This is a genomic window from Pseudonocardia zijingensis (genome assembly GCF_042657305.1).
GTDB classification, from domain to species: domain Bacteria; phylum Actinomycetota; class Actinomycetes; order Mycobacteriales; family Pseudonocardiaceae; genus Pseudonocardia; species Pseudonocardia zijingensis.
This window is the reverse complement of the sequence record NZ_JBHSKO010000017.1, coordinates 1-23,640: the sequence shown is the minus strand read 5'-3', so window position 1 is coordinate 23,640 and position 23,640 is coordinate 1. Positions and strand designations below refer to the sequence as shown.

Genomic DNA, 23,640 nt, shown 5'->3' with positions numbered 1-23,640 from the left:
TCACCTACTCCTGGGGAACGCGCGCGCGAACAGATCGCGCACGGACGGGGCGGAGCCGATGCCGAGCAGCTGAGTGGCGATGTCCTCGGGGTCGGCGGGCGGGTGCACCGCGTGCGCGGCGCAGTCGACGAACTTCGCCACCAGCGCGTCCGTGCTCATCGGCGCGTCCGGGCCACCCGGCGGCCGGGCGACCTCGAGCACGTGCGCGCGGCCGTCGGCGTGGCGCAGGGTGAGGCGGCCGGAGGTCATGCGGGCCGGGGTGTCCCACGCGGGCTCGGGGCGGAACGACACCTTCCGCGCCACCGCGAGCAGGTCGGGCCGACTCAGTTGATCGCGGGCGAAGGAGCCGAGGCCGACCCGGCCGTCGACCAGCGCCAGCGCCACCGTGAACGGCAGGCTGAACTTCGCGTCGATCGTCGTGCGCGGGGCGCGCTTGGCCGCGAGCGGCTCGGCGAGCATCCGGTTGACGGGCGCGCCGACGAGCTCGATCGCCTCGACCGCGTCGAGGTCCACCTCCGCCCGCAGCCGCAGCGCGGCGTCGACGAACGCGTGGGTGCCCCGGCAGCTCGGCCAGGCCTTGAAGCTCACCGCGGTGCCCCGGAAGTCCTCACCCAGGCCGTCGAGCAGCCGGTTCGCGTCGAGGCCGGCACCCGCGAACGTGGCGAGGAAGCCCGCCTCGCCCTCGAGCGGGGCAGCGAACCCGCGCACCCCACGGCTTGCGAGCTGCACCGCGCGCACCGCCGCGTGTGCGGCGAACGCGTCCCGGATCCCGCGGATCACGCTGTCCGGGCTGTTCTTGACCTCGCCGCTGGCCGTGCTCTGCGAGATCACCAGCGACAGCGCGTCGACCGCCTGCCCGGCGGTCAGCCCGGCGACGACAGCGCCCGCCACCGTCGCCCCGATCGCGCCGACGACGGGCGGCGGGTACCAGCCCCGCCGCGCCATCCGCTCGCCCGCGAGCTCGGCGACCCGGCAGGTGACGTCGCAGCCGAGGGCCACGGCCGCGAGCAGCTCGGCCCCGGTGGTGTCGTGCTCCTCGGCGAGCGCCAGCACCGCGGGCACGACCTGCGCGTTCGGGTGCGCCGCGAGGCCGTCCACCGCGTCCTCGAAGTCCAGCGCGTGGGCGAGCGCCCCGTTGGCGAAGGCCGCGGCGGCCGCAGGCACCCGGGAGTGGTCCCACAACAGGGTGCTCGCCCCGTGCCCCGCCTCCGCACGGACCAGATCGCTGAAGGCCGCGGTGCCCTCCCCGAGTCCCGTCGCGGCCAGCGAGACGCCCACGGCGTCGAGCAAGGAGCGGGCCGCGGCCTCCTTCGCGGCGCCGGGCACCTGCCGCTCCGAGCAGCCCACGACGACGTCGGCGAGCTGCCGGGACACGCCCCGCGCGCTGCGCACACCCACGTGCACCCTCCGCCCAATCATCAGGAAGCCTGATGAAGGCTGGCAGGGTGAAAGGTGGTTGTCAACGGTGCGACCGGACGAACTTCTGTCGCCTATCGCGGTCCGAGATGGTCTCCCGGCGGCGCCGAGCATCCTCCGAGCGCCCAGGGCCGCGGCCACGACGAGGCCATGATCGCCGGTCTGGTGCGTTTTCCGACGCGTAGCGTCGGGTTTCGCGCCGGAACAACGATCATGTCCTCGATCCGCGGGCGCTGCGGTGCAACAGGCCCTGGACCAGGCCGCAGGTCCACAGTGGCTGGTCGAGCGGCACCAGGTGCGCGGCACCGGGCACCACGACGACCTGACCTGCGCCGGTGGCCTCGGCCAGCACCGCGCCGCCGGTGTGGAAGTCCGGCATGTCCTGCTCGCCCACCGCGACCGTCACCCGGCCGTCGAGCTGTCGCAGTTCAGCCGGTGTCGGGTCGGCGGCCCGGGGCGGCTCGCCGTGCGCCCGCCGCAGCTCCAGGTTGCCGCGCAGCATCTCGGCGACGTGCGCCCGGGTCTCCGGTGGGGCCTCGGGGGACAGCCAGGCGTCGGCCCCGGCGCGCACCGCTCCGTCGAGGTCACCTGCCGCGAGCGCGGTCCGCTCCTGCTCCCAGGCGCGGTCGAGCAGGTCGGATGCGGGCTGGTCGTGCCGGCGGTAGCCGATCAGCAGCAGGCCGTCGAGGCGATCCGGTGCGGCGAGCGCCGTCTGCAGCCCGACCAGCGCGCCGAGCGAGTTGCCGACCAGGGCGAACCGGTCCACGCCCAGGTGGTCGAGCGTCTCGAGCACGTCGTGCGCGGGCGGCGTCTCGTGCCGCTCGGGCAGCACGGCCCCGCCGTAGCCGGGGAGGTCGGGGGCGATCGCCCGGTAGCCCGCGGCGCCCAGGAGCGGGAGGTGCTCGCGCCACATCCGCCGGTCGGTCGGCCGCGCGTGCAACAGGACGACGGTGCGGCCGTCGCCCGCGTCGTCGTGGGGCAGCAACACGGCGGTCACTCCTGCTGTTCGGTGGGGCGGACGAGGATCTCGTTGACCGCCACCCGCCGGGGCCGCGTGACGATGAACCCGATCGACTCGGCCACGTCCTCGGCGCGCAGGGTCTCCATCCGCGCGTAGCGGTCGCGGATGCCGGAGCGGATCCCCGGCCGGTTGTGCTCGGCGAGCTCGGTCACCACGGCCCCGGGCTCGATCAGCGCCACCCGCACGTGCCGGCGGGTGACCTCCCTGCGCAGCGCCTCGCCGAACGCGCCGACGGCGTGCTTGCTCGCGTTGTAGGCGCCGCTGCCCTCCCGGACCAGGCGGCCGGCGGTACTGCTGGTCAGCACCAGATCGGCGATCCGGCGCGGACCGTTCTCCGCGGCGTCGAGGAGGTGCGGGAGCGCGGCGTGGGCCGTGTACATCACGCCGAGCGTGTTCAGCCCGATCATCCGCCGCCAGTCCCCGGTGTCGGCGTCGGCCAGCGGGCCCAGCAGCATGACGCCGGCGTTGGCCACGGCGATGTCGAGCCGACCGAAGCGCTCGACTGCGTGCTCGACGGCCGCGCGGGCCTGCGCCTCGTCGGCGACGTCCGCCACGAAGGCGGCCGCCCGTCCCCCGCGGGACTCGATGCGCTCGACCAGGGAGCTCAGGCGGTCCCGCCGCCGGGCGCTGAGGACGACCGTCGCCCCGAGCTCTGCCAGGTGTTCCGCCGTCGCCGCGCCGATCCCGCTGCTCGCCCCGGTCACCAGCGCCACCGCGCCGCCCAGGGGTTCTGTCTCGGTCATGTCAGCGACGCTAAGAACGACCCGAGCAGGTCGGGAGGGTGCGCGACACCCACCCGTGCCCGTCCGGCCAGTACTGTCACGGACATGGACCGGCACAACGCGCTGGGCGAGTTCCTCACCGCCCGCCGGGCGCTGGTCACCCCGGCCGACGTGGGCCTGCCCGCGGACGCGAGCCGACGGGTGCCGGGGCTGCGCCGTGAGGAGGTGGCGGTCCTGGCCGGGGTCAGCACCGACTACTACATCCGCCTCGAGCAGGGCCGGGAGCGGAATCCGTCGCAGCAGGTGCTCGAGGCCCTCGCGCGTGCCCTGTGCCTCGACGAGGCCGCCACCCTGCACATGTTGCGGATCGGCCTGCCCGCACCCCGGCTGCCCGGCACCACCACCGCCGCGGTGGCGCCCGCGCTGCAGCAGCTCCTGGAGCAGATGCACGGCGTCCCGGCCTTCGTCGTAGGCCCCGGGCAGGACATCCTCGCCGCCAACGCCGTGGCGCAGACGCTGTACCGCGGCTTCGCGCGCTTCGACAACCTCCTGCGGATGATCTTCCTGGACCCGTACGCGCGCGAGTTCTACGCCGACTGGGACAACGCCGCGGCCGTCGCCGTGCGCAACCTGCGCGCCGCCACCGCGGTGCCGGACCGGCGCACCGATCAGGTCGTCGACGCCCTGACCTCGCGCAGCCCCGCCTTCGCCGCGCTGTGGGCCCGCTACGAGGTCCGCCCGCGGACCAACGACGACAAGCACTTCCACCACCCCGACGTCGGGGAGATCCGGCTGCACTTCGAGATGTTCTCCGTCGCCAGCGCACCCGGCCAGCACCTGTCGGTCTACAACGCCCCGCCCAGCACCGCCGACGCCGAGAAGCTGACCCTGCTCGCCGGCCTCAGCGCGAACGCCACCGGGAACGCGCAACCGCAGTCGTCGCACAGCTGAGCCAACGGGTGCGCTCTCGGGCCCCGCCCTCAGTCGGGCGGACCCGCGGCTGCTGATCGTTCCGAGATGCGCGAATCCGCCCCCACGAGGGCGCTCCGCACGATCCCGCAGCGATCAGGACCCCATGATCGCTCCGAGATGAAGGAGATCGCCCTCGCCAGGGCGTTCAGCGCGGTCTCGCAGCGATCATGCCCCGTCCGGCCTCGCACCACGGCTCGCCCCGGCCCCGTCGATCACCGCAACGCGCAACGCGCCACATGCCAACGGATGTCTCCGTGACAAAGCCCGACAGAGCGCCTGGGCCGGATGCAGCCCGTCTCCACCAGACCGAGCGAGGGGCGCCCGAAACCGCGCCAACGCCGCCAATCCGCGGCAGCCCCGAAGTACGAACGGCACCCTCGTCCGATAGAGAGGTACGAGGGTGCCGTTCGTCCAACAGGTGTGCGGCGCCTCGGCCTCGACCTCTTCCAGCTCCACCGGATCGACCCGCAGGTCCGCTCGGCCGTGGCTCAGCGGCCGAGGAGGCGGGACAGCCCCGCCGCGGCGCGGTTGAGCGCCACGAGGTCGTCGAAGAACGACTCGCCGTGATCCCAGGACTCGATGATCGACAGCACGGCCTCGCGCCGCGCCAGGACGGCGTCGCGGTCGGCGAGCCCGAGCGCCTTCTCCAGCTGCTCGGCGTTCAGGTCGGTGCAGTAGGCCGGTGCGGCCATCTGGATGCGCCAGGTGTCCTCGACGTCGCCGGCGTCGACCGGGTCGAAGCCGGTGTCGTCGACCAGGCCCATCACGAGCCGCTTGGCGAGCCAGCCGCCACCGGCGACCGGCACGGCGATGCGGTCGGGGGCGCCCTTCGGCCTGGCCTTGGTCTGGAGCGTGCTCTGGACGACGGAGTTCCACGCGCGGACGACCGGGCGGTCGAGCTGTTGCTCGACCCACATGCCTTCCGCCGTGCCGTTGTCGATCTCCTCGATGCGGCCGTCGCGGTGGCGGTAGTAGTTCGACGTGTCGGCGACCGGCACGGAGCTCGGGAGGCGGTCGACGATCGGCTTGATGTCCGGCATGCGGGCGAACGGGATCGACGTGACGAGGACGTCGACGCCGGCACCGACCTCGTCGAGCGTGACCGGGGTGGCCCCCGCCTCTGCCGCGAGCTGCGCCGTGCTCTGCGGCCCGCGCGTGTTCGCGACCTGCACCGCGTGTCCGGCCGCACTGAGCTTGCGTGTGAGCTCGGCCCCGATGCTGCCGGTGCCGATGATGCCGATCTTCACGGTCGTCCTTCCAGAATTCACGGTCTGCTCCGGCCCATGCTCCGGCCGGGCACGATCGGGCGCGATGACGAGCTGGGTACCGGGCATTACCGTGGCGGTCATGGGTCGGATCGAGGTCCGCGAGCTCGAGTACTTCCTCGCGGTTGCCGACGAGCTGCACTTCGCCCGGGCGGCGGAGCGGCTCGGGATCGCGCCTCCTCCGCTGTCCCGGGCGATCGCGCAGCTCGAGCGGCGGCTGGGCACCACCCTGTTCGACCGGACGAGCCGCCGGGTGGAGCTGACGGCAGCCGGGCGCGCGTTCCGCACCGAGGCGCGCGCCACCCTGAGCTCCCTCGACCGCGCGGTCACGCGGGCCCAGCAGGTCGGGTGCGGCGTGCTGCGGATCGCCACCCCACCCGGAGCCGGGTCCGGCCTGCTGCGGGAGGTCGTCCGCGACTACATCGCCCACCACGGCCGCGACACCGTCGAGTTCGTCTTCACCCGGGAGCAGACGGCCGCGGTGCGCGAGGGCCGGGCCGACGTCGCGCTGGTCTGTTCCGCGGAGGAGCTCACCGGCCTCGACACCCACCACGTCACCACCGAGCGGCCGGTGGCGCTCGTCGCGGCCGACCACCCCTTCGCGGAGCAGGACGCGGTGCCGGCCTCCGCGCTGCTCCACGACCCGGCCTACACCGCCGACCTCCCGGCCCTCGGCCTGGACGCCCTGGTCGACCTCGTGGCCACCGGACAGCTGATCGCGGTGGTCGGTGACAGCGCCGTCGACCGGACCGGTGAGCACGTCGTCGCCGTGCCCGTCACCGGCCTGCCCGTGATCGACGTCCTGCTGGCGTGGCCCGCCGACTCGCACGACCCGCGCATCGCACACCTGGTCGGCCTGAGCGAACCGGCGTGAGCCAGGCCGGAAAGTATCGACAGTCGTCCTTCCGGCCACTCCCGACGCCCCTCGCGGCCCGCCGACACTGGCGCTGTGCCGATGATCCCGCGCGACCACCACCTGACGATCGGTTCCCTGCTGTTCGAGGGGCTCGACCAGATCGACCTCACCGGGCCGTTCGAGGTGCTGTCGCAGATCCCGAACTCCACCTTCTCCGTGTACGCGAAGACCACCGACCCGGTGCGCGACATCCACGGGCTCCGGCTGTCCCCCGACGCGCCCCTGGCTGACGCCCCGCAGCTGGACGTCCTGCACGTGCCCGGCGGGTACGGCCAGGAGGCGCTCATGGCCGACGAGGAGGTGCTGGGCTGGGTCCGTGCGCAGGCCGAGGGCGCGAAGGCCGTCCTCTCGGTGTGCACGGGCGCCCTGATCTGCGGCGCGGCCGGGCTGCTCCGCGGCCGCCGGGCCACCACCCACTGGTCGGCCCTGCACCTGCTCCCCTACTTCGGCGCCACCGTGGTGCCCGAGCGCGTGGTGGTCGACGGCAACTGGGTCTTCGCGGGCGGCGTGACGGCGGGCATCGACGGCGCCCTCCAGCTCGCCGCCGAACTGCGCGGGGTGCCCGCCGCCCAGCGCATCCAGCTGGCGATACAGTACGCGCCCGAGCCGCCGTTCGACAGCGGCACGCCCGAGACCGCACCCGCCGACGTCCTCGCGGCCGCCCGGGACGGGGTGGCCGAACTGACCGCCCGCCGGGAGGCCACCGCGCGCCGCGTGGCCGAGCAGCTCGGGGTGGCCCTGACGACCTGACCCCCGCCGCGCAGCCCCACCCCGTATGCCAGCAAGGTGGCTTTACTGGCGTAATCGGCCGGCAAAGCCACCTTGCCGGCGTAAGGGGCACGCTGTCAGGAGGCCTCGGACCTGGTGCGGAAGGCGCGGCGGTAGTCCGAGGGCGACACGTGCACCAGCTCACGGAACCTCCTGCGGAAGGCCACGGTGGTCTCGAAACCACAGCGGGCCGCGATCTGCTCCACGGTGAGGTCGGACGACTCCAGCAGTTGCCGCGCCCGCAGGATCCGCTGCCGGGCCACCCACCGCCACGGGGACGTGCCGAACTGCGCCTGGAACCGGCGGCTGAACGACCGGGTGCTGTACCCGATGTGCCCGGCCATCTCCGCGACGCTCAGCGGGCGGTCGAGCCGTTCCTCCACCCAGCTCAGGAGGCGGGCCATGTCGATGTCGGCGGGCTCGGCGGGCCGGTGGCCGTACTCGACGAACTGGGCCTGGTCACCCGCCCGGTGCGGGGCCACCAGCGTGCGCCGAGCGATCTTGTTCGCCACCTCGGCACCGAAGTCGGACCGCACGATGTGCAGGCACAGGTCGATCCCCGCCGCGACGCCGCCCGAGGTGAGGAGCCGGCCGTCGTCGACGTAGAGGACGTTGTCCTCCACGGTGGCGGTCGGAAACAACCTGCGCAGGTCGGCGGTGACGGCCCAGTGGGTGGTGGCGCGGCGGCCGTCGAGCAGGCCGGCGTGCCCGAGCGCGAACGCTCCCGTGCAGATCGACACCATGCGGCAGCCCCGCTCCGCGGCGGCGTGCAGCGCGGACGCCGTGCGTTCCGGCAGCGGCTCGAGGATCGGGCCGTAGCCGGGAACGATGACGGTGTCGGCCTGCTCGAGGACGTCCAGGTCGCCGTGCCCGCCGACGGCGGCGCCGCAGGCCGAGGTGACCGGGCCGCCGCCCTCCGTGCACACGACGAGCTCGTAGTTCTCCGGTTCGGGGTCGCGGTGGCGGTGCCCGAAGAACTGCGAGATCGCCCCGAAGTCGAGCAGGACGAGACCGTCGAGGGCGAGGGCCGCAACGCGGTGCACGGCCGGAAAGTATCACCCGGTCCTTCCTCGGCCACTGGTTCGCGGTGGTGGACGCGCGTGGCGCGGCCCGCTAGCGTCCCGATCCACAACAGCACATCGGGCCGTTCGAACCCGGGCGGGAGAGTCCCGCGCCCCAGCGCCACGGCGCACGGGGTGGCGGGCGCCGGAGGAGCAAGACCCCGCCAATCTCTCAGGCACCCACACCGCTCGGGCGAGGCCACTCTGGAAAGCAGGCGTCCGACACGCCTCGCCCACGGTGAAAATCGGCACCCGGTCTGCGGGTCCGGTGAAACTCTCAGGCTCACGACAGAGGGGGCTCCCGCCCCGGCACCCCGCCGGGCGCGCATCGTCGGGGAGCCCGCATGTCGTCGTCCGTCCGATCCCCCTCGCACGACACCCACGCCGCGCTCGGTGCTGCCTTCGCCGGCTGGGCCATGCCCGTGCCCTACCACGACCTCGTCGACCGGCCGGAGGTCGTCAACGAGGACCCGTACGGCGACGGCTGGTTGTTCTGCGTCTCCGCGCCGGACGGGTTGCACGACGCCGCCACGTACCGCCGACTCGTCGAGGAGGACTGAGATGGACCCACAGCTGCTGGCCACGCTCGAGCAGATCGATCCGGAGGTCGCCCTGGCCGTGGACGCCGAGCTCGGGCGACAGCGCGACGCGCTCGAGATGATCGCGTCGGAGAACTTCGCGCCCGCCGCGGTGCTGGAGGCCCAGGGGTCGGTCCTCACCAACAAGTACGCCGAGGGCTACCCGGGGCGGCGCTACTACGGGGGCTGCGAGCACGTCGACGTGATCGAGCAGCTCGCCATCGACCGCGCGCGGCAGCTGTTCGACGCCGAGTACGCCAACGTGCAGCCGCACTCCGGCGCCCAGGCCAACGCCGCCGCGATGGCCGCCTTCCTCGAGCCGGGTGACCGCATCCTCGGCCTCGACCTGGCCCACGGCGGGCACCTGACGCACGGGATGCGGCTCAACTTCTCCGGCCGGCTCTACGCGGTGTCGTCCTACCACGTCGAGCGCGACACCGGTCTCGTCGACATGGCCGAGGTCGAGCGGGTGGCGCGCGGCGAGCGGCCGAAGCTGATCGTCGCGGGGTGGTCGGCCTACCCGCGCACGCTCGACTTCCCCGCGTTCCGCCGGATCGCCGACGAGGTCGGGGCGTTCCTGATGGTCGACATGGCCCACTTCGCCGGCCTGGTGGCCACCGGCCTGCACCCGAGCCCGGTGCCGTACGCCGACGTCGTGACCACCACGACCCACAAGACGCTCGGCGGCCCGCGGGGCGGGCTGATCCTCGCCAGGCGCGAGCACGCCAAGCGCATCGCGTCGGCGGTGTTCCCCGGGCAGCAGGGCGGCCCGCTCGAGCACGTGATCGCGGCCAAGGCCGTGGCGCTGCGCATCGCGGGCTCGCCGGAGTTCCGGGAGCGCCAGGAGCGCACCCTCGAAGGCGCCCGGATCCTCGCCGAGCGGCTCGGCCGCCCCGACTGCGCGGACGCGGGCGTCCGCGTGCTCACCGGTGGCACGGACGTGCACCTCGTGCTCGTCGACCTGGTCGACGCGCAGCTCACCGGCAAGGAGGCCGAGGACCGGCTGCACGACGTGGGGATCACCGTCAACCGCAACGCCGTGCCGTTCGACCCGCGCCCGCCGATGGTCACCTCGGGGCTGCGGATCGGCACCCCGGCGCTGGCCACCCGCGGGTTCGACGCGGCGGACTTCACGGAGGTGGCCGACGTCGTGGCCGAGGCGCTGCTGCCGGGCTTCGACGCCGCCCGGGGCGCTGGGCTGCGGGCCCGGGTCGCGGACCTCACGGCTCGCCGGCCGCTCTACGCCGACCTCGTCCGCGCGGGGTGAGCGCCGTGGCCGTCAGCGTGTTCGACCTCTTCTCGATCGGCATCGGGCCCTCGAGCTCCCACACCGTGGGCCCGATGCGGGCCGCCCGCACCTTCGTGGCAGGCCTGACCGCCGACGGCCTGCTGGGGCGCACCACCCGGGTCAAGGCCGAGCTGTTCGGTTCCCTCGGCGCCACCGGCCACGGGCACGGCAGCGGCCCGGCGGTGGTGCTGGGCCTGCTCGGGGAGCTGCCCGAGACCGTGGACACCGCGGCCGCGCCCGCGCTGGTGGCAGCGGTGCGCGAGAGCGGCCGCCTGCGGCTCTCGCCGCACCACGAGGTCGCCTTCACCGAGCGCGACGACCTCGTGCTGCACCGGCGGCGGGCCCTGCCGGGGCACCCGAACGGGATGGTCTTCCGCGCGTTCGACGGCGCCGCGGAGATCCGCGCCCGCACCTACTACTCGGTGGGCGGCGGGTTCATCCGCGACGAGGACGGCGGTGTCACCGAGGACCGCACCGCGCTCCCGTATCCGTTCGGCTCGGGGGACGAGCTGCTGCGCCGCTGCGCCGAGACCGGGTTGCCGATCAGCGAGCTGATGCGCCGCAACGAGCGCGTCTGGCGCGCCGACGCCACCATCGACGCGGAGCTGCTGCGGATCTGGGGCGTCATGCAGGAGTGCGTGGCCAACGGCACCAGCCGCTCCGGCGTGCTGCCGGGCGGGCTGGCGGTGCGCCGCCGCGCGCCCGGCATGCGCGCGCGTCTCGAGGAGCGCGGGCGCACCGGCGACCCGCTCGACGTGCTGGACTGGGTGAGCGTGTTCGCCATCGCGGTGAACGAGGAGAACGCCTCCGGCGGCCGGGTGGTGACGGCCCCGACCAACGGGGCGGCCGGGATCGTGCCGGCCGTGCTGCACTACTACCGGCGGTTCGTCCCGGGCGCGGACGACGCGGGCGTGGTGCGGTTCCTGCTGACGGCGGGCGCCATCGGGTCGATCATCAAACGCAACGCGTCGATCTCCGGTGCCGAGGTGGGCTGCCAGGGCGAGGTCGGTTCGGCGTGCGCCATGGCCGCTGCCGGGCTCACCGAGGTCGTCGGCGGCACCCCCGAGCAGGTCGAGAACGCCGCCGAGATCGGCATCGAGCACCACCTCGGCCTCACCTGCGACCCGGTCGGGGGCCTCGTGCAGATCCCCTGCATCGAACGCAACGCCGTGGCCGCCACCACCGCGATCCACGCCGCCCGCCTGGCCACGCACGGCAACGGCACCCACGTCGTCTCGCTGGACAAGGCGATCAAGACGATGCGCGAGACCGGCGCCGACATGAAGGTCAAGTACAAGGAGACGTCGCGCGGGGGGCTCGCCGTGAACGTCGTCGAGTGCTGAGGCCGGCGGGACTCAGCTCCGCGAGGAGGCCTCGGACGCGACGACCGGTGCGCCGGCGGGCGTCGGCCGGGAGTCGAGGTCGCGCCGCACGGTCTCCGGGCCGAGCGCGAGCGCGACCAGGGTGAGGGCGGCGAGCACCGCCATGAACACCAGGATCGGCCACCAGTGGCCCGACCAGGCGTAGAGCGCGGTGGCGATGAACGGCGCCAGGCCACCGGCGAGCAGCGAACCGAGCTCGCGGGAGAAGGCGAAGCCGGAGAGCCGGAACTCGGTGTCGAACAGTTCCGCGTACCAGGCCGCCTGCGGCGCGAGCATCGCCGGGTAGCAGATCCCCAGCCCGACGACGAACGCGAGCACCACCCACGCGGTGGCGCCGGTGTCGGTGAGCAGGAAGAACGGCACCAGCCACACCAGCGAGGCGATCGTGCCGGCCGCGTAGACCGGCTTGCGGCCGATGTGGTCGGACAGCAGCCCGCACAGCGGGATCGCGACGACCTGCACGGCGGAGGCGGCCATCACCGCCCAGAGCGCGAGCGTGCGGCCGAGCCCGAGGGTGGTGGAGACGTAGGCGACGCCGAAGACCGGCAACAGGTAGGCGAAGCCGTTCTCCCCCATCCGGGAGCCGATCACGATGAGGGTGCTGCGGGGGTGCCTGCGGATCGCCGCGAACACGCCGCCCGGCGCGGGGGTGCTCGTCGCGCCCTCGGCCTGGGCCTGCGCGAAGGCGGGCGGCTCCTCGACCCGCCTCCGGATCACCCACCCGACGAGCACGCACGCCGCTCCGAGCAGGAACGGCACCCGCCAGCCCCACGCGGCGAACTGCTCCGGCGGGAGCAGGAGGAACAGGAAGAACACGCCGTTGCCGAGCAGGGTGGCCACCGCGAAGCCCAGCGGTGCCGCCGAGCCGGCGAGCCCCCGGCGCCGCGGGTCGGCGTGCTCGACGGACAGGACCACGGCACCGGCGTACTCACCGCCCGCGCCGAAGCCCTGCACCAACCGCAGCAGCACCAGCAGGATCGGCGCCAGCACCCCGACCTGCTCGTAGCTGGGCAGGAGCCCGATCGCGGTGGTGGCGGCGCCCATCAGGAACAGCGTCAGCACCAGCACGCTCCGGCGCCCGACCCGGTCGCCCAGCCGCCCGAGCACGAGCCCGCCGAGCGGGCGGGCGAGGAACCCCACGGCGTAGGTCGCGAACGCCGCCAGCGTGCCCACCAGCGGATCGTCGGAGGGGAAGAACAGCGTGTTCAGGATGATCGCTGCGGCCGTGCCGTAGACGATGAAGTCGTACCACTCGAGCACGGTGCCGATGAGCGCCGCGAGCGACGCCCGCTTCGACTGGCGATGCGGCGACTGCTGTGGCGGTGGAGCGGATGCGGACACGGGCCATCTCCTTCGATCGGCGGGTCGCGCAGGGGGGTGGGTCGGGCGGTCAGGCGGAGGGCGCGGGCCTGCGCAGCACGGCGCCCCGCTGGACGGGCCCGACGAGCGCGGCGTACTGGCCGAGCCAGCCGCGTTCCTCCTCCGGGCGCCCGGAGGTGACGGGGGCGCCGTGGCGCACCGGGTCGGCGTCGAGCGTGCGGGCGTCGAGGTCGATCGTGATGACGTCGCCGCTCTCCACCCCGGCGAGCGGGCCGCCGTCGGCCGCCTCAGGCATGATCTGGCCGACGACCAGGCCGTGGTTGAGCCCGGAGAGCTCGCCGTCGGTCAGCACGGCCACCTGGCCGCCGAGCCCGGCGCCGCCCAGCGCGGCCACGAAGCTCGCCGCGAACACCGTGCCGGGGCCACCCCGCGGCCCCATCCCGCGCAGCACGATCACGGCGCCGGGGTGGATGCGCCCCTCGCCGAGGGCGTCGATGGCGGCGTCCTCCCCGGCGAACACCTCGGCGCGCCCGGTGAAGCGGCGCCGGGCGTTGCCGGCACCGGCGACCTTCACCACCGCGCCGTCGGGCGCCAGCGAGCCGCGCAGGATGAGCAGGCCGGGCTCGGGCCGCACCGGGTCGGAGAGCGGGTGCAGCACGGCGCCGTCGGGCTCGGGAGCCTGCGCCGCGAGCTCGGCGACGGTGCGGCCGGTGACGGTGAGCGCGTCGCCGTGCAACCGGGGCAGCAGGGCGCGCATCGCAGCGCCGGCCCCGCCGACGCGCTCGAGGTCCCACACCTGGTCGGTGCCGTTGGGGCGGATGGCCGCGAGCTGCACGGCGTCGGCGCCGAGGCTCTCGAACAGCCCGACGACGTCGAGGTCGAGGTCTGCCTCGGCCGCCACCGCGGCGAGGTGCCGCACGCAGTTCACCGAGCCGCCCAGGGCGAGGGCCACCTGCACCGCGTTCTCGATCGCCTCCGCGGTGAGGACCTTCCGCGCGGTGAGGCCCTCGGACACCATGCCGAGGATCCGCCTGCCGGACTCGGCGGCCTGCGCGCGCATCTTCTCGGAGTCGGCGCGGACGGGCGCCGCCCCGGGCAGCGTCATGCCGAGCGCCTCGGCGAGCACGTGCATGGTGTTTGCGGTGGCCAGCCCCGCGCAGACGCCGGGGCCGACGATGGCCGAATCCGCGACCTCACCCAGCTCCTCGACCGTCATCGCACCGGAGCGCACGGCCCCGACCGACTCGTACACCGTGTCGATGTCGACCGAGCAGCCGCCCCGCGTGCCCGCCTGCTGGTAGCCGCCGATCACGAGGATCGACGGGACGTCCAGCCGCGCCGCCGCCATCAGGTGCGCAGGCGTGGTCTTGTCACAGGAGGACAGGCAGACCATCCCGTCGAGCACCGCGCCCTCGACCGCGGCCTCGATGTCGTTGACGATCAGGTCGCGGGTGGGCATGAGGTAGCGCGCCTTGCGCCCGGCGCTCGTGACGAAGTCGCTGGGGGCCACCGTGCGGATCTCCAGCGGCAGCCCGCCCGCCTCCCAGATCGCCTCTGACACGACGTCGGCGACCCCGTCGAGGTGGGAGAAGCACACCGCGAGCTTCGACGAGGTGTTGACGACCGCGATCTTGGGCCGGCCCTGGTCCTCCGGGGCGTAGCCCATCGCGGTCCACTGCGCCCGGCGCACCGCCCAGCGCGTGGTGCCGGGGGTGAACTCGCTGCGCACGCCGTCCGGACCCGGACGGTCGACGTCGGGCACAGTTCGTCGATCGCTCATATATTGGTTATACATGGGAGATGTGGCGGCGGTCCAGAGGCGGTCTGGGAGGATGGGCCGGCACGAGGGGGAAGGGAACGACGTGGCCGAGCAGCCGAGCAACAAGACCTACCAGGTGTACGCCCTGCTCGAGGAGATGATCACCTTCCAGGACCTCGCGCCGGGCGAGGCCGTGTCGGAGTCGCAGCTCATGGCGCGGACGGGCTTCGGCCGCACGCCGGTGCGCGAGGCGCTCCAGCGGCTCGCCCGGGAACGCATGGTCGAGATCCACCCGCACCGCGGCGTCTTCGTCGCGCCGGTGTCGGTGGAGGCGCACTTCCGGCTGCTCGAGCTGCGCCGGGGCCTCGAGGAGATGGCCGTCAAGTTCGCCACGTTCCGCGCCCACACCCGGCAGAAGGAGCAGATGCTGGCGCTTGCCGCGGAGCTCGACGCGTTCACCGGCACGGACGTGCGCGCCTTCGGCGGGCTCCTCACGCGATCCCACGCCGCGATCGTCGAGGCCGCCCACAACGAGTACCTGCAACTCGCCATGGCACCGCTGCAGGCGCTCTCCCGCAGGTTCTGGTTCGCCCACCTGCCCGACGTCGCCGAGCACCTGCGGATCGCCGCCGACCGCCACGCCCGCATCCTGCGATCGGTCGCCCACGGAGACGCGGAGGCAGCCGTCGACGCCGCGCTGGCGCTGAACGACTACCTGACCGACCTCACCTACGCCGCGCTCGGGCGGCCGGCCTGACGCGTGGCGGTTAGAACGCCGGTACGTCGCTGCTCGTGGCGTTCCCCCCGATCACCGGGGTGATCGTGATGCTCCAGGCGCTGTTCGCGTCGAAGACGTCGTCGAACTTCTGGAACGCGCAGTCGCGGGTGAACTTCAGCTTGTCCTGGTCCCAGTCGGCGCCGCTCTTGAAGTAGACCTGGTACGTGCCGGCCAGCCCGGTGAGCGTGGCCGAGGAGTACGCCTGCACGTAGATGCTCCCGCTGGGGGAGGCCGGGTCCGACACCACGGCCGCGATCACCGCGTCGGAGTCACCACCGTTCTTGATCTCCAGCGTGCCGCGGCCGCGCGGGCCGTTGCGCTGCAGCACCGCGCCGTTCTCACCGCGCCGGTCCTGGTCCGGGGGCAGGGCGACCTCCGGCGGCACCAGGTTGCCGTTGAACGTGAGCCCAGCCCGGGCGAATTCGGCGCTCGTCACACCCGACGCCGCGCTCGCCAGCTCCTGCTGGACATCGGACTTCGCCAGCGTGGTCTGCTCCTCCGCGGTGGGCACGATCCCGCACTCGTCCGGCGTGGCGTCCGGCGGCGTGAGGGCGAGCAGCCCCGGCGCTGACCGCAGGAACGCCAGCACGGCCTCGTGCTGCGCCCGTGCCTCGTCGGGCGGCGAGACGTCCTCGAGCGCCTGCTCCTGCGTCTGCATCGCCGCCGCGAGCTCGGACCTGGCCGAGTCGACCTCGGCCACCGACGTGGCCGACGCCAACCGGTCGATCGGCGGCTGGACGGCCTGCTCGAACCCGGTGAGCAGCTCCTGGTACTCCTCCGGCGAGAGGCTCGAGGCACACCCGGCGACGCCCATCACCACCGCGCACGCGGCAGCGGCGACCCGTACCGCCCACCCCGTGCGCACCCGACCTGTCGACGCCGATCCCCCGAGCACCAGACCCCCCTGCTGCGTGCCGCCGGCGGCCACGACCGCAGGCGGTGATCACCCGGGGCGCCGGTCGGCGCCTCATTCCACCACGATCATCCGCGCGGCGCGAGGCGCACCGACGCGGCGGCGTCGTCGAAGCCCCGGTCGCCCAGATCGTCGACGTCACCGTTCAGGCGCACGCTGCGGCCAGTGCAGTTCCGGCCGGTGTAGAGCGTGTAGGAACCGCTGGCCGACACCGACGACGCCCGGCCGGCACGCGGGATGTCGACGCACCCGTCGCCCCCGGCCCGGGAGTTGGAGACGCCCTGCGCCGCGCCGCTGCCGCTGCGCCCCGGGTCGTCGAAAAGGGTGACGCTCTCCGCGGTGTTGCGGCCCCCGCCGTTGTCGCGCCCGCGGTTGCCGTCGCCCCGGTCCTCGTCGTTCCTGTCCTTGTTGTCGTCCTTGTTGTCGTCCTTGTTGTCGTCCTTGTTGTCGTCCTTGTCCTTGTCGTCGTTGCGGTTGTCGTCGTCCCGGTTCTCGTTCCGGTTGCCGCCGCGATCGGCACCCGCCTTCCGGCCGTCCGGGGCGATGGCGAACCAGGTGCCGCCGACGCCCTGACCGTTGGCCTGCCCGCTGCGCGAGTCGCCCGAGAAGCGGTAGACCGGCCGGCCTGCGACCGTCAGCTGGTACGTGCCGTTCCCGGCCGGGATCGACCCGACGACGGCGCGGTCGATGCCCTCGTCGACGAACAGGCGGCTGTCGTCCCCGAGGAGGACCTTGGGCCAGGTCTCGGCGCACTCACCGGAGCAGTTCGACGTCGGCGGGTCGGCGGAGTCGCGGTCGAACCGGTAGAGCGTGAGGCCGGAGGCGTTGGTGAGCACGCGCTCCAGCCCGCGGACGTCACCGACCTCCAGCCCGACCCAGCGCTGCGACGCCCGGCGGACCTCCTCGTCCCGGGGCGGCGGCCCGCCCTCCGGCACGGCGAAGTCGCCGGTGGCCGGCTGTGCCTGGTTGGACTCGGCCGTCCCGGGGAGCAAGGTGATCTCCCCGCTGAGCGCCGTGGGGATCTCCACGGCGGAGCCGCACGCGGCCAGGGCCAGCACGCACCCCGCCGCCGTCGCCGCCCACAAGGATCTCCGACGCCTCATCTGGACCTTTCCGTTCCGTGGTCGAGCTTCACTCGAGGGAGGTCTGGGGGATCTGGACCGCTTGCAGCGCACCGTCCCCGAGGTGCAGGTACGCCCGTCCCGGCTGCGGCGCTCCGCCCACGAGGCCGCGCCGCAGGCGCACGCCGATGGCCTCGCCGTCGGTCATCGACTGCGGGCTGATGAGCAGGCCGATGCGGTTGCGCCGGGCCTGCGCGGCCCAGCCGCCGATCGCGCTGGACAGGGCGTCGGCGTTGCCGCCCGTCACCAGCGCCCAGCCCTCGCCCGCACCCCCACGCGCCAGCAGCGCGAGATCGGAGGCCACCTCGGTCTGCAGCACCAGCTCGGCGTCGTCGACGATGACCGCACCGGTCGGCTCGGCGACCTTCCCGAGCATCGCCCGGAAGTCCGCGATGGACACCTCCGCGTCGGTGACGACGCCCGCGACGCCGGGCCGGCCCACGAGGTCGCGCAGCGGTGAGCGGCGCGGCGCCAGCACGAGCACCCCGGTGCCGCGCTCCAGCAGGGAGAGCGCGACCGTGAGCAGCGCGGTGCTGCGCCCGCTGCGCGGCGGCCCGGCCACCATGAAGGTCGGGGTGTCGGCGAGGTCGGGCCCCATCGCGTCGAGATCGTCGCCGCCGACGCCCACCAGCGCCCACAGCGGGCCGGGGGTCCCCGGCACGGCCGCGGCCGCCTCGGCGTACCCGATGCGCGACGGGAGGGGCAGCAGCCGGAAGGGACGCCGGTCCGCCGGGACGACGGCCTCCCGCTCCGCGAGGCGGCGACCCCGGTCCGCCAGCGCCCGCGCCTGGCCGGCACCAGACAGGTCGGGTTCCCCCTCCCCGGTCGCGAGGACGGCGATCTGCACCTCGGTGACGTCGCGCGGGCGCAGGGCCCGGCCGGGTGGCATGTCCCCGGGCAGGTCACGCACCCGCAGGCCGAGCATCTGGTAGTCGGAGTCGTCGTTGAGCCGCAGCACCAGCTTGTCCTCGGTGGTGCCCGCGTAGCGGCTGGAGCCGAGGATCCGGTCGCCGGTGAGCACGAGGTGCACCCCGACGCTGCTCCCGTCCCGCAGCAGCGCCTGGACCTTGTCCAGGTAGCTGCCGTTGTCGAAGTTCGCGTAGTCGCGGTCGAACACCTCGAAACGGTCGACGACCACCACGACGTGCGGTGGGCGCTCATCGGGCGGCAGGAGCCCCCGCAGCTCCGCCAGGTCGGCCACACCCCGCCCGCCGAGCTGTTCCTGGCGACGCACGACCATCGCCGTCAACCGGTCCAGCAGCCGCCCGAGCCGCTCGGAGCTGCGGTGGTCGACCACTGCCCCGCAGTGCGGGAGCTCGGTGAGCGCGAGCAGGGCGCCGTTGCCGCAGTCGATGCCGTAGATGTGCAGGTCGGCCACCGAATGCGCCTCGGAGAGCGCCGCGCACAAGGTGCGCAGCGCCTGCGAGCGGCCGCTGCGCGCCGCACCCGCGAGGTGCAGGTGTCCCATCGGGTCGAGGTCCAGCACGAGGTCCTGGCGGGCCTGCTCGGCGGGCAGGTCGATCACGCCCCAGGCCACCGGCGTCATCCGCCCGTCGGTGCCGGGCGGGGCCGGCGGCGTCAGGCTCTCCAGCACGACGCTGTCGGGGATCGGCGGCAACCACGGGCTCGGCTGGCGCGGGATGCCGCTCGCCGCCGCGGCGTCGGCGACCGCCGCGGTGAGCACGGCCAGGTCGGTGACGGCCTCGACGGCCCGCTCGTCGGACCCGCTGCGGGTGACGCGCACGGGTTCGCTCAGCTCGGTCCAGGTCTGGTCGCTGAGCTGCGCCGTCGGCACCACGACCGTGTCCCCGCCACCGCCACCGCCGCCCCGCGCCGCCGCGGACAACCGGCGCCCACCGATGCGCCCGACCTGGAAGGGCAGCAGCGCCGACGCGGACAGCCGCGCGTAGGCGCGTCCCGGCGTGGCCGGCGAGAGGTCACCTGCGTCCGGGGCGTCGATGATGTCGCGGCTCTCGTTGCCGTCGGTGGTGCGCAGCGCGATGCGCAGGTTCGTGTTGGCGCGGATGTCGGGCGTGACCGAGCCGGACGGTCGCTGGGTGGCGAGCACGAGGTGGATGCCCAGCGAGCGGCCGCGCTGGGCGATGTTCACCAACCCGCTCACGAAGTCGGGCAGCTCCCGGATCATCGAGGCGAACTCGTCCACCACGAGCATCAAGCGCGGCAGCGGCCCCAGCCGCGGGTCGCGCGACCGCTTGTCCTGGTAGTCCACGATGTCCTTGGCCCCGGCCGCGGCGAGCACGTGCTCCCGGCGCCGCAGCTCCGCCCCCAGCGACACCAGCGCCCGCTCGACGAGGTGGGTGTCGAGGTCGGTGACGAGCCCGACGGTGTGCGGGAGGTCGGCGCACTCGGCGAACGCACTCCCGCCCTTGTAGTCGACGAGCACGAACGTCATCTCGTCCGGCCGGTTGCCCACCGCGTACGTCGCGACCAGCGTCTGCAGCAGCTCCGACTTCCCGGCGCCGGTCGTGCCGGCCACCAGCGCGTGTGGGCCGTCCTGCACCAGGTCGACGCTGAAGTCCCCGTCCACACCCACGCCGAGCTTCGCCCGGGTGCTGCGCGGCGTGGTGATCCAGCGAGCCCGCAGGGCGTCGGCGGTGGGCGGTTCGAGCCCGAGCACGTCGAGCAGGCGCACCGAGCCCGGGACGCCGGAGCCCTCGTCCTCTCCGACCGGCCGCAGCGCCGCGATGCCGCGCGCCACCGCGTCGTACCAGGTGGGCAACGGGCGGTCGGGGTGCAGCCCCACCGCGTCGCGGCGGCCCTCGACCCGCAGCCGCAGGCCCGTCCGGTCGACGGTGACCACGGCCCGGCACTCCTCCGGGAGCAGGCGCTCGTCCTCGTCGAGGCAGAGCACGTGGATGCCGACCGCGGGCCCGTCGCGCAGGAGGCCGACCACACCCGGCAGCGCACGCAGCCTCCGCGCCCCGTCCAGCACGAGCAGGATGTCGGGCAGGCCCGCCGCGCCGCCCCGCTCGGCGTCGGGCTTGAGCGCGGCGCGGGCCGTGAGCTCGGCGGTCAGCTCGGCCACCCGGGCCGCGACGGTCTCGGCCGAGGTGCCCGTGGACAACGTGGACCGGGTGCCGCGCGCCTGCAGGTGCGGCAGCCAGCGCGTCCAGCCCCACAGCGACTCGCCCGAGCCGTCCCGCAAGCCGGTGAGGATCACGATCGACAGGTCGTCCGGGCTGTGCAGCAGGGCCGCCTCGGCCACCATGAGCCGCGCGATCTGCGCGTCCGAGACGCCCACCACGCCGACCTCGCGCAGCGGCACGGCCGCGGGCACGGCGTGGACGAGCCGGTTCTCCGTCCTGCGGTGCTCGTCCTGCGTGGGGTCCTCGACCTCCACCGAGGACCGGATGGACCCGGTGCCCACCCGCAGCTCGAGGAAGTCGGGATCGCGGAAGCGCCGCTCCCACAGCCGGTCGGACGGACCGAGGGCCGCGGAGAGCAGGGTGGCGGGATCGGGATGCGCCAGCCGCAGCGAGCGCTGCTCGGTGAGCAGCGCCTCGGCGATCTCGTGGTCGAGGCGCTCGGAGGTCGTGGTGTACTCGGCCACCTTCTCGCCGTGCTCGGCGAGCGTCCGCTTGCGCCCGCTGTTGCGCATCAGGTACGCGGCGATCGGCGAGACCAGGCCCAGGAAGATCAGTTGCCAGTTGCCTGTCACGAGCACCACCACGATCGTGCTGATGATCGGCAGCAGCAGCACCACCACGATCGGCACCGGCTGGCGGGGCTCCGGACCCGGCGGCCGGGGCAGCCGGAAGCGCAGCGTGGGCAGGGCAGGCACGAGGCGCGGCGGGCGGTTGAACCGCAGCGCACCGCTCTCGTCCTCGACCACCAGCTCCCGGCGCGAGTGCACGCTGACGGCCACCTCGAGGGCGCTCCCGCCCGCGGTCAGCTGCTCGCCCTCCGCCCACGCCACCGCACCGCCCAACGGATCGAGCTCGCGGTCGGCCAGGCGCAGTGGCACGTGCGGCCGGATGTGGACCACACCCGGGTCGGTCACCACCAGCCGCGCCGCCCGCCCGGGCGCACCGGCGGGCAGCACCACCCGGCACCGCCGGTCGGAGCCCATCTCGTACTCGCCCGGGGTCAGGACGACCACCGTGCCGGCACCCTCACCGCCCACCACCCGCAGCTCCACCACGCCGTGCGGCACGTGGTCGTCGGGCGCGGGCACGCCCAGCCCCACCGCCGCCCCGTCGTGCAGCCCGGCGCGGGCGAGGGGCGTCGCGGGGTCGAGCGGACGCCCGCCGCGGAACAGCGGGACGTCCTCCGCCACGCCGCTGCGGCGCGCGAGCTCACGCGTGAGCAGCCCGACCGGCATCGACCGGTCGGCGTCGACGGTGACCGCGCTGGGCCCCGCGGATCCGCCCTCGTGGACGGCGAGAGTGACGCGCACGGTTCCGTCCCGGTTACGACAGGCGCTGGCCGAGCTGGCTGTCGGCCTCCTCGAACGTCTGGCCGACGCCCCGCACGTACTCACCGATTCCCTGCAGACCCTCGTTGACCTGCTCGAATCCGCGGCCGAACTCCTCGAAGAACGGCTGGAACCGCTGCTGCGCGGCCGGCGTGCGGTATCCGTTGGCCAGCAGCGCCTGGACCTTGTTGCGCACCTCGCTCAGCTTGTCCTGCAGCTGCGAGAAGTCGTTGAGCAGCGCAGCCGACGTCTGCTGGGTTTCGTCACTGTTCACGGCGAAATCGGGCATCGGTCATCCCCTCGAATGTCGGATCGGAGCGTCAGAGCGCGGCGGCTCCGCCCGAGACACGCACCCGTGGCGTCGAAAGGTTCACCCGACCGCGAGTTGTGGGGCCGAAGTCCGAATGATTCCGCGTGCGAGTAAGCATGAAAGGCGGCACACGTGTCCCGGGTCGGCAGACACGGCCGGTCGAGAAGGAGAAACAGCTGGTGGAACCCGTTCCAGTGGTTCGGAACCGCATCCCGGCGCCGGCGGCGGTGGCACTCGTCACGGCCCTCACCGCGCTGCTCACCCTGCTCGGCGGCCCGGTCGCGCTCGCCCAGCCCGCACCGCCGATCGAGATCAACGTCTACGTCGTCGAACCCCCCGAGCAGAACGGGGGCCGGCCCGACACCCTGCGGTCGATCGCCCAGCGCACCCTCGGCGACCCGGACCGCGCCACCGAGATCTTCGCGCTCAACCAGGGCCGCCGCCAGCCCGACGGCGGCGCGCTGACCACACCCGACGACCCGCTGCGGCCCGGCTGGCTCCTGCGGCTTCCCGGCGACGCCTCCGGACCCGACGTCCGGCGCGGGCTCCTGAACGAGGACGCGCCCGCCCCGGCCGCCACCGCCGGCGGCATCCGGATCCCGATCGTCCTCGCCCTCGTGGCCGGTCTCGTCCTGCTGCAGCTCACCCTGGCCATCGTCTTCCGCCGCAGGCTGAGCCGCGGGATCCGCGCCCTCAGCGGCGCCGTGGCCGCCCGCTGGGCCCGGCTGCGCGCCCCGGCCCGGCAACGCCGCGAGCTCGCCCGCAACCGCACCATCGCCGCCCCGTGGCGCCAGGACGACCGCGCGCTCGCGATGGCGTCCACCGTGTTCGCCGAGCTCGCCGGTGTCGACCGGCCCCCGCCCGCGCTGGAGATCCACCCCTCCGCGATCGCCGTGCGCACCGCCCCAGGCGCGGCCCTGCCCGCGCCGTGGAACGAGGTGGAACCCACCTCGTGGCGACGCCCGCTGCCGATCCGCGACGACGTCGCCGGTCCCCCGGTCGCCCGGGTCGGCGGCACCCCCGACTGCCAGGTCGTACTCGACCTGAGCTGGTGCGACGGCGCCGTAGCGGTCGATGGCCCACCCACCGTGGCGCGCGCGCTCGCCGTCTCGGTGCTCGCGGGCCTGTCGCGGCGTGCCGGGATGGGCTTCGCCGTGCTGGGCACCCTGCCCGCCGTCACGGCCCCGGTCCGGCCGCTCGGCAACCTCGGCGATCTCGCCGCGCTCGTTCAGGGTCACGGGGCGAGCGCCCCGGCAGGCGGCCCGCTGCGCGCCGGCGCCCGGCGCCGTCCGGTGCACGGCGTCGTCGTGGTCGGCGACGACGTCGACCCCGGCACCGCCGAGGCGGCCGCGGAGATCTGCACCCGGCCCGGCAGCACGTGGGTCGCGATCGTCCTGGGCAACCCGGTGGCGGCGCACTGGCACTGGACCGTGCACCCCACCGGCGTCGTCGAGATCACGATGCTGGAGCGCGACCTGGTCGCGGCCCTCTGAGCAGCCTATGAGGACGAGGTCAAGTCCAGTCTTGGTGTGGTGAGGGCGTGGGGGGTCACCGCGGTGGCGTGTGCCGCCGTGGTTGATCGTGTTTGTGGTGGTCGTTGACGTGGGCGGGGTCC

General features: G+C 74.1%; 19 protein-coding genes and 2 riboswitches. Of the genes, 8 read left to right on the top strand and 11 right to left on the bottom strand.

Going from position 1 to position 23,640, the window contains the following annotated elements; all coding sequences use genetic code 11:
* The 3 genes from ACFPL3_RS27475 to ACFPL3_RS27465 all read right to left on the bottom strand — a co-directional run bounded on the left by ACFPL3_RS27475 (nucleotide 1) and on the right by ACFPL3_RS27465 (nucleotide 3,180).
* A complete protein-coding gene (locus ACFPL3_RS27475) occupies nucleotides 1–1,398 on the bottom strand; it encodes an MmgE/PrpD family protein (RefSeq protein WP_343944126.1) in 1,398 nt (465 codons plus the stop codon).
* 229 nt (nucleotides 1,399–1,627) lie between these two features.
* The gene (locus tag ACFPL3_RS27470) at nucleotides 1,628–2,404 is read right to left on the bottom strand and encodes an alpha/beta fold hydrolase (RefSeq protein ID WP_343944125.1); all 777 of its coding nucleotides are present in this window, start codon (nucleotides 2,402–2,404) and stop codon (nucleotides 1,628–1,630) included.
* A gap of 5 nt (nucleotides 2,405–2,409) precedes the next feature.
* A complete protein-coding gene (locus ACFPL3_RS27465; RefSeq protein WP_343944124.1) occupies nucleotides 2,410–3,180 on the bottom strand; it encodes an SDR family NAD(P)-dependent oxidoreductase in 771 nt (256 codons plus the stop codon).
* Nucleotides 3,181–3,264: 84 nt separating this feature from the next.
* Between ACFPL3_RS27465 and ACFPL3_RS27460 the strand changes: the two genes are divergently transcribed.
* Entirely contained in the window at nucleotides 3,265–4,110 is an 846-nt protein-coding gene (locus tag ACFPL3_RS27460; protein ID WP_343944123.1) for a helix-turn-helix domain-containing protein, read from the top strand.
* 509 nt (nucleotides 4,111–4,619) lie between these two features.
* Here ACFPL3_RS27460 and ACFPL3_RS27455 read toward each other — a convergent pair.
* On the bottom strand, nucleotides 4,620–5,378 hold the full coding sequence (locus ACFPL3_RS27455) for an NADPH-dependent F420 reductase (RefSeq protein ID WP_343944122.1): 759 nt from the start codon (nucleotides 5,376–5,378) through the stop codon (nucleotides 4,620–4,622).
* 100 nt (nucleotides 5,379–5,478) lie between these two features.
* Between ACFPL3_RS27455 and ACFPL3_RS27450 the strand changes: the two genes are divergently transcribed.
* Both ACFPL3_RS27450 and ACFPL3_RS27445 read left to right on the top strand, forming a co-directional pair.
* Entirely contained in the window at nucleotides 5,479–6,270 is a 792-nt protein-coding gene (locus ACFPL3_RS27450; RefSeq protein ID WP_343944121.1) for a LysR family transcriptional regulator, read from the top strand.
* An 81-nt stretch (nucleotides 6,271–6,351) separates the two neighbouring features.
* The gene (locus tag ACFPL3_RS27445; RefSeq protein ID WP_343944159.1) at nucleotides 6,352–7,062 is read left to right on the top strand and encodes a DJ-1/PfpI family protein; all 711 of its coding nucleotides are present in this window, start codon (nucleotides 6,352–6,354) and stop codon (nucleotides 7,060–7,062) included.
* Nucleotides 7,063–7,157: 95 nt separating this feature from the next.
* Here the strand turns inward: ACFPL3_RS27445 and ACFPL3_RS27440 are convergent, their stop codons facing one another.
* Nucleotides 7,158–8,123, bottom strand: a complete 966-nt coding sequence (locus tag ACFPL3_RS27440) for a GlxA family transcriptional regulator (protein ID WP_343944120.1) — start codon at nucleotides 8,121–8,123, stop codon at nucleotides 7,158–7,160.
* 106 nt (nucleotides 8,124–8,229) lie between these two features.
* Nucleotides 8,230–8,339: riboswitch (glycine riboswitch) on the top strand.
* A riboswitch (glycine riboswitch) is annotated at nucleotides 8,340–8,443 on the top strand. It begins immediately after the preceding riboswitch.
* Nucleotides 8,444–8,485: 42 nt separating this feature from the next.
* On the opposite strand from ACFPL3_RS27440, the gene ACFPL3_RS27435 reads away from it, so the two are divergent.
* Genes ACFPL3_RS27435 through ACFPL3_RS27425 form a run of 3 tightly spaced genes read left to right on the top strand, consistent with a single transcriptional unit; the run spans nucleotide 8,486 to nucleotide 11,350 of the window.
* Complete coding sequence (locus ACFPL3_RS27435) at nucleotides 8,486–8,701, top strand: glycine cleavage system protein H (RefSeq protein ID WP_343944119.1); 216 nt, start codon at nucleotides 8,486–8,488, stop codon at nucleotides 8,699–8,701.
* Nucleotide 8,702: 1 nt separating this feature from the next.
* Entirely contained in the window at nucleotides 8,703–9,986 is a 1,284-nt protein-coding gene (locus tag ACFPL3_RS27430; protein ID WP_343944118.1) for a serine hydroxymethyltransferase, read from the top strand.
* A gap of 5 nt (nucleotides 9,987–9,991) precedes the next feature.
* Entirely contained in the window at nucleotides 9,992–11,350 is a 1,359-nt protein-coding gene (locus tag ACFPL3_RS27425) for an L-serine ammonia-lyase (protein ID WP_343944117.1), read from the top strand.
* Between the two features lie 12 nt (nucleotides 11,351–11,362).
* On the opposite strand, the gene ACFPL3_RS27420 is transcribed toward ACFPL3_RS27425, so the two are convergent.
* Nucleotides 11,363–12,730, bottom strand: coding sequence for an MFS transporter (locus ACFPL3_RS27420; RefSeq protein WP_343944116.1), 1,368 nt, complete (start codon nucleotides 12,728–12,730; stop codon nucleotides 11,363–11,365).
* A 49-nt stretch (nucleotides 12,731–12,779) separates the two neighbouring features.
* A complete protein-coding gene (locus ACFPL3_RS27415; protein ID WP_379589717.1) occupies nucleotides 12,780–14,489 on the bottom strand; it encodes a dihydroxy-acid dehydratase domain-containing protein in 1,710 nt (569 codons plus the stop codon).
* An 82-nt stretch (nucleotides 14,490–14,571) separates the two neighbouring features.
* Between ACFPL3_RS27415 and ACFPL3_RS27410 the strand changes: the two genes are divergently transcribed.
* Nucleotides 14,572–15,225 carry a GntR family transcriptional regulator gene (locus tag ACFPL3_RS27410; RefSeq protein ID WP_343944114.1) on the top strand — a complete coding sequence of 218 codons (654 nt, stop codon included), beginning with the start codon at nucleotides 14,572–14,574 and terminating at the stop codon, nucleotides 15,223–15,225.
* Nucleotides 15,226–15,235: 10 nt separating this feature from the next.
* On the opposite strand, the gene ACFPL3_RS27405 is transcribed toward ACFPL3_RS27410, so the two are convergent.
* The 4 genes from ACFPL3_RS27405 to ACFPL3_RS27390 all read right to left on the bottom strand — a co-directional run bounded on the left by ACFPL3_RS27405 (nucleotide 15,236) and on the right by ACFPL3_RS27390 (nucleotide 21,989).
* Nucleotides 15,236–16,111, bottom strand: coding sequence for a hypothetical protein (locus ACFPL3_RS27405; protein ID WP_343944113.1), 876 nt, complete (start codon nucleotides 16,109–16,111; stop codon nucleotides 15,236–15,238).
* Nucleotides 16,112–16,227: 116 nt separating this feature from the next.
* Nucleotides 16,228–17,262, bottom strand: coding sequence for a hypothetical protein (locus ACFPL3_RS27400; protein ID WP_343944112.1), 1,035 nt, complete (start codon nucleotides 17,260–17,262; stop codon nucleotides 16,228–16,230).
* Nucleotides 17,263–17,290: 28 nt separating this feature from the next.
* Nucleotides 17,291–21,697, bottom strand: coding sequence for an FtsK/SpoIIIE domain-containing protein (locus ACFPL3_RS27395; protein WP_343944111.1), 4,407 nt, complete (start codon nucleotides 21,695–21,697; stop codon nucleotides 17,291–17,293).
* Nucleotides 21,698–21,710: 13 nt separating this feature from the next.
* Nucleotides 21,711–21,989: a WXG100 family type VII secretion target gene (locus ACFPL3_RS27390; protein ID WP_343944110.1), complete on the bottom strand. Its 279-nt coding sequence runs from the start codon at nucleotides 21,987–21,989 to the stop codon at nucleotides 21,711–21,713.
* Between the two features lie 215 nt (nucleotides 21,990–22,204).
* On the opposite strand from ACFPL3_RS27390, the gene ACFPL3_RS27385 reads away from it, so the two are divergent.
* The gene (locus ACFPL3_RS27385) at nucleotides 22,205–23,518 is read left to right on the top strand and encodes a LysM peptidoglycan-binding domain-containing protein (RefSeq protein WP_343944109.1); all 1,314 of its coding nucleotides are present in this window, start codon (nucleotides 22,205–22,207) and stop codon (nucleotides 23,516–23,518) included.
* The last annotated feature ends 122 nt before the right edge of the window (nucleotides 23,519–23,640 follow it).

Bases quoted from the DNA above. Each gene is read 5' to 3' on its own strand.
- ACFPL3_RS27465 (WP_343944124.1), bottom strand. From the start codon at position 3,180: ATGACCGAGACAGAACCCCTGGGCGGCGCGGTGGCGCTGGTGACCGGG.
- ACFPL3_RS27460 (WP_343944123.1), top strand. From the start codon at position 3,265: ATGGACCGGCACAACGCGCTGGGCGAGTTCCTCACCGCCCGCCGGGCG.
- ACFPL3_RS27450 (WP_343944121.1), top strand. From the start codon at position 5,479: ATGGGTCGGATCGAGGTCCGCGAGCTCGAGTACTTCCTCGCGGTTGCC.
- ACFPL3_RS27445 (WP_343944159.1), top strand. From the start codon at position 6,352: ATGATCCCGCGCGACCACCACCTGACGATCGGTTCCCTGCTGTTCGAG.
- ACFPL3_RS27435 (WP_343944119.1), top strand. From the start codon at position 8,486: ATGTCGTCGTCCGTCCGATCCCCCTCGCACGACACCCACGCCGCGCTC.
- ACFPL3_RS27430 (WP_343944118.1), top strand. From the start codon at position 8,703: ATGGACCCACAGCTGCTGGCCACGCTCGAGCAGATCGATCCGGAGGTC.
- ACFPL3_RS27415 (WP_379589717.1), bottom strand. From the start codon at position 14,489: ATGAGCGATCGACGAACTGTGCCCGACGTCGACCGTCCGGGTCCGGAC.
- ACFPL3_RS27400 (WP_343944112.1), bottom strand. From the start codon at position 17,262: ATGAGGCGTCGGAGATCCTTGTGGGCGGCGACGGCGGCGGGGTGCGTG.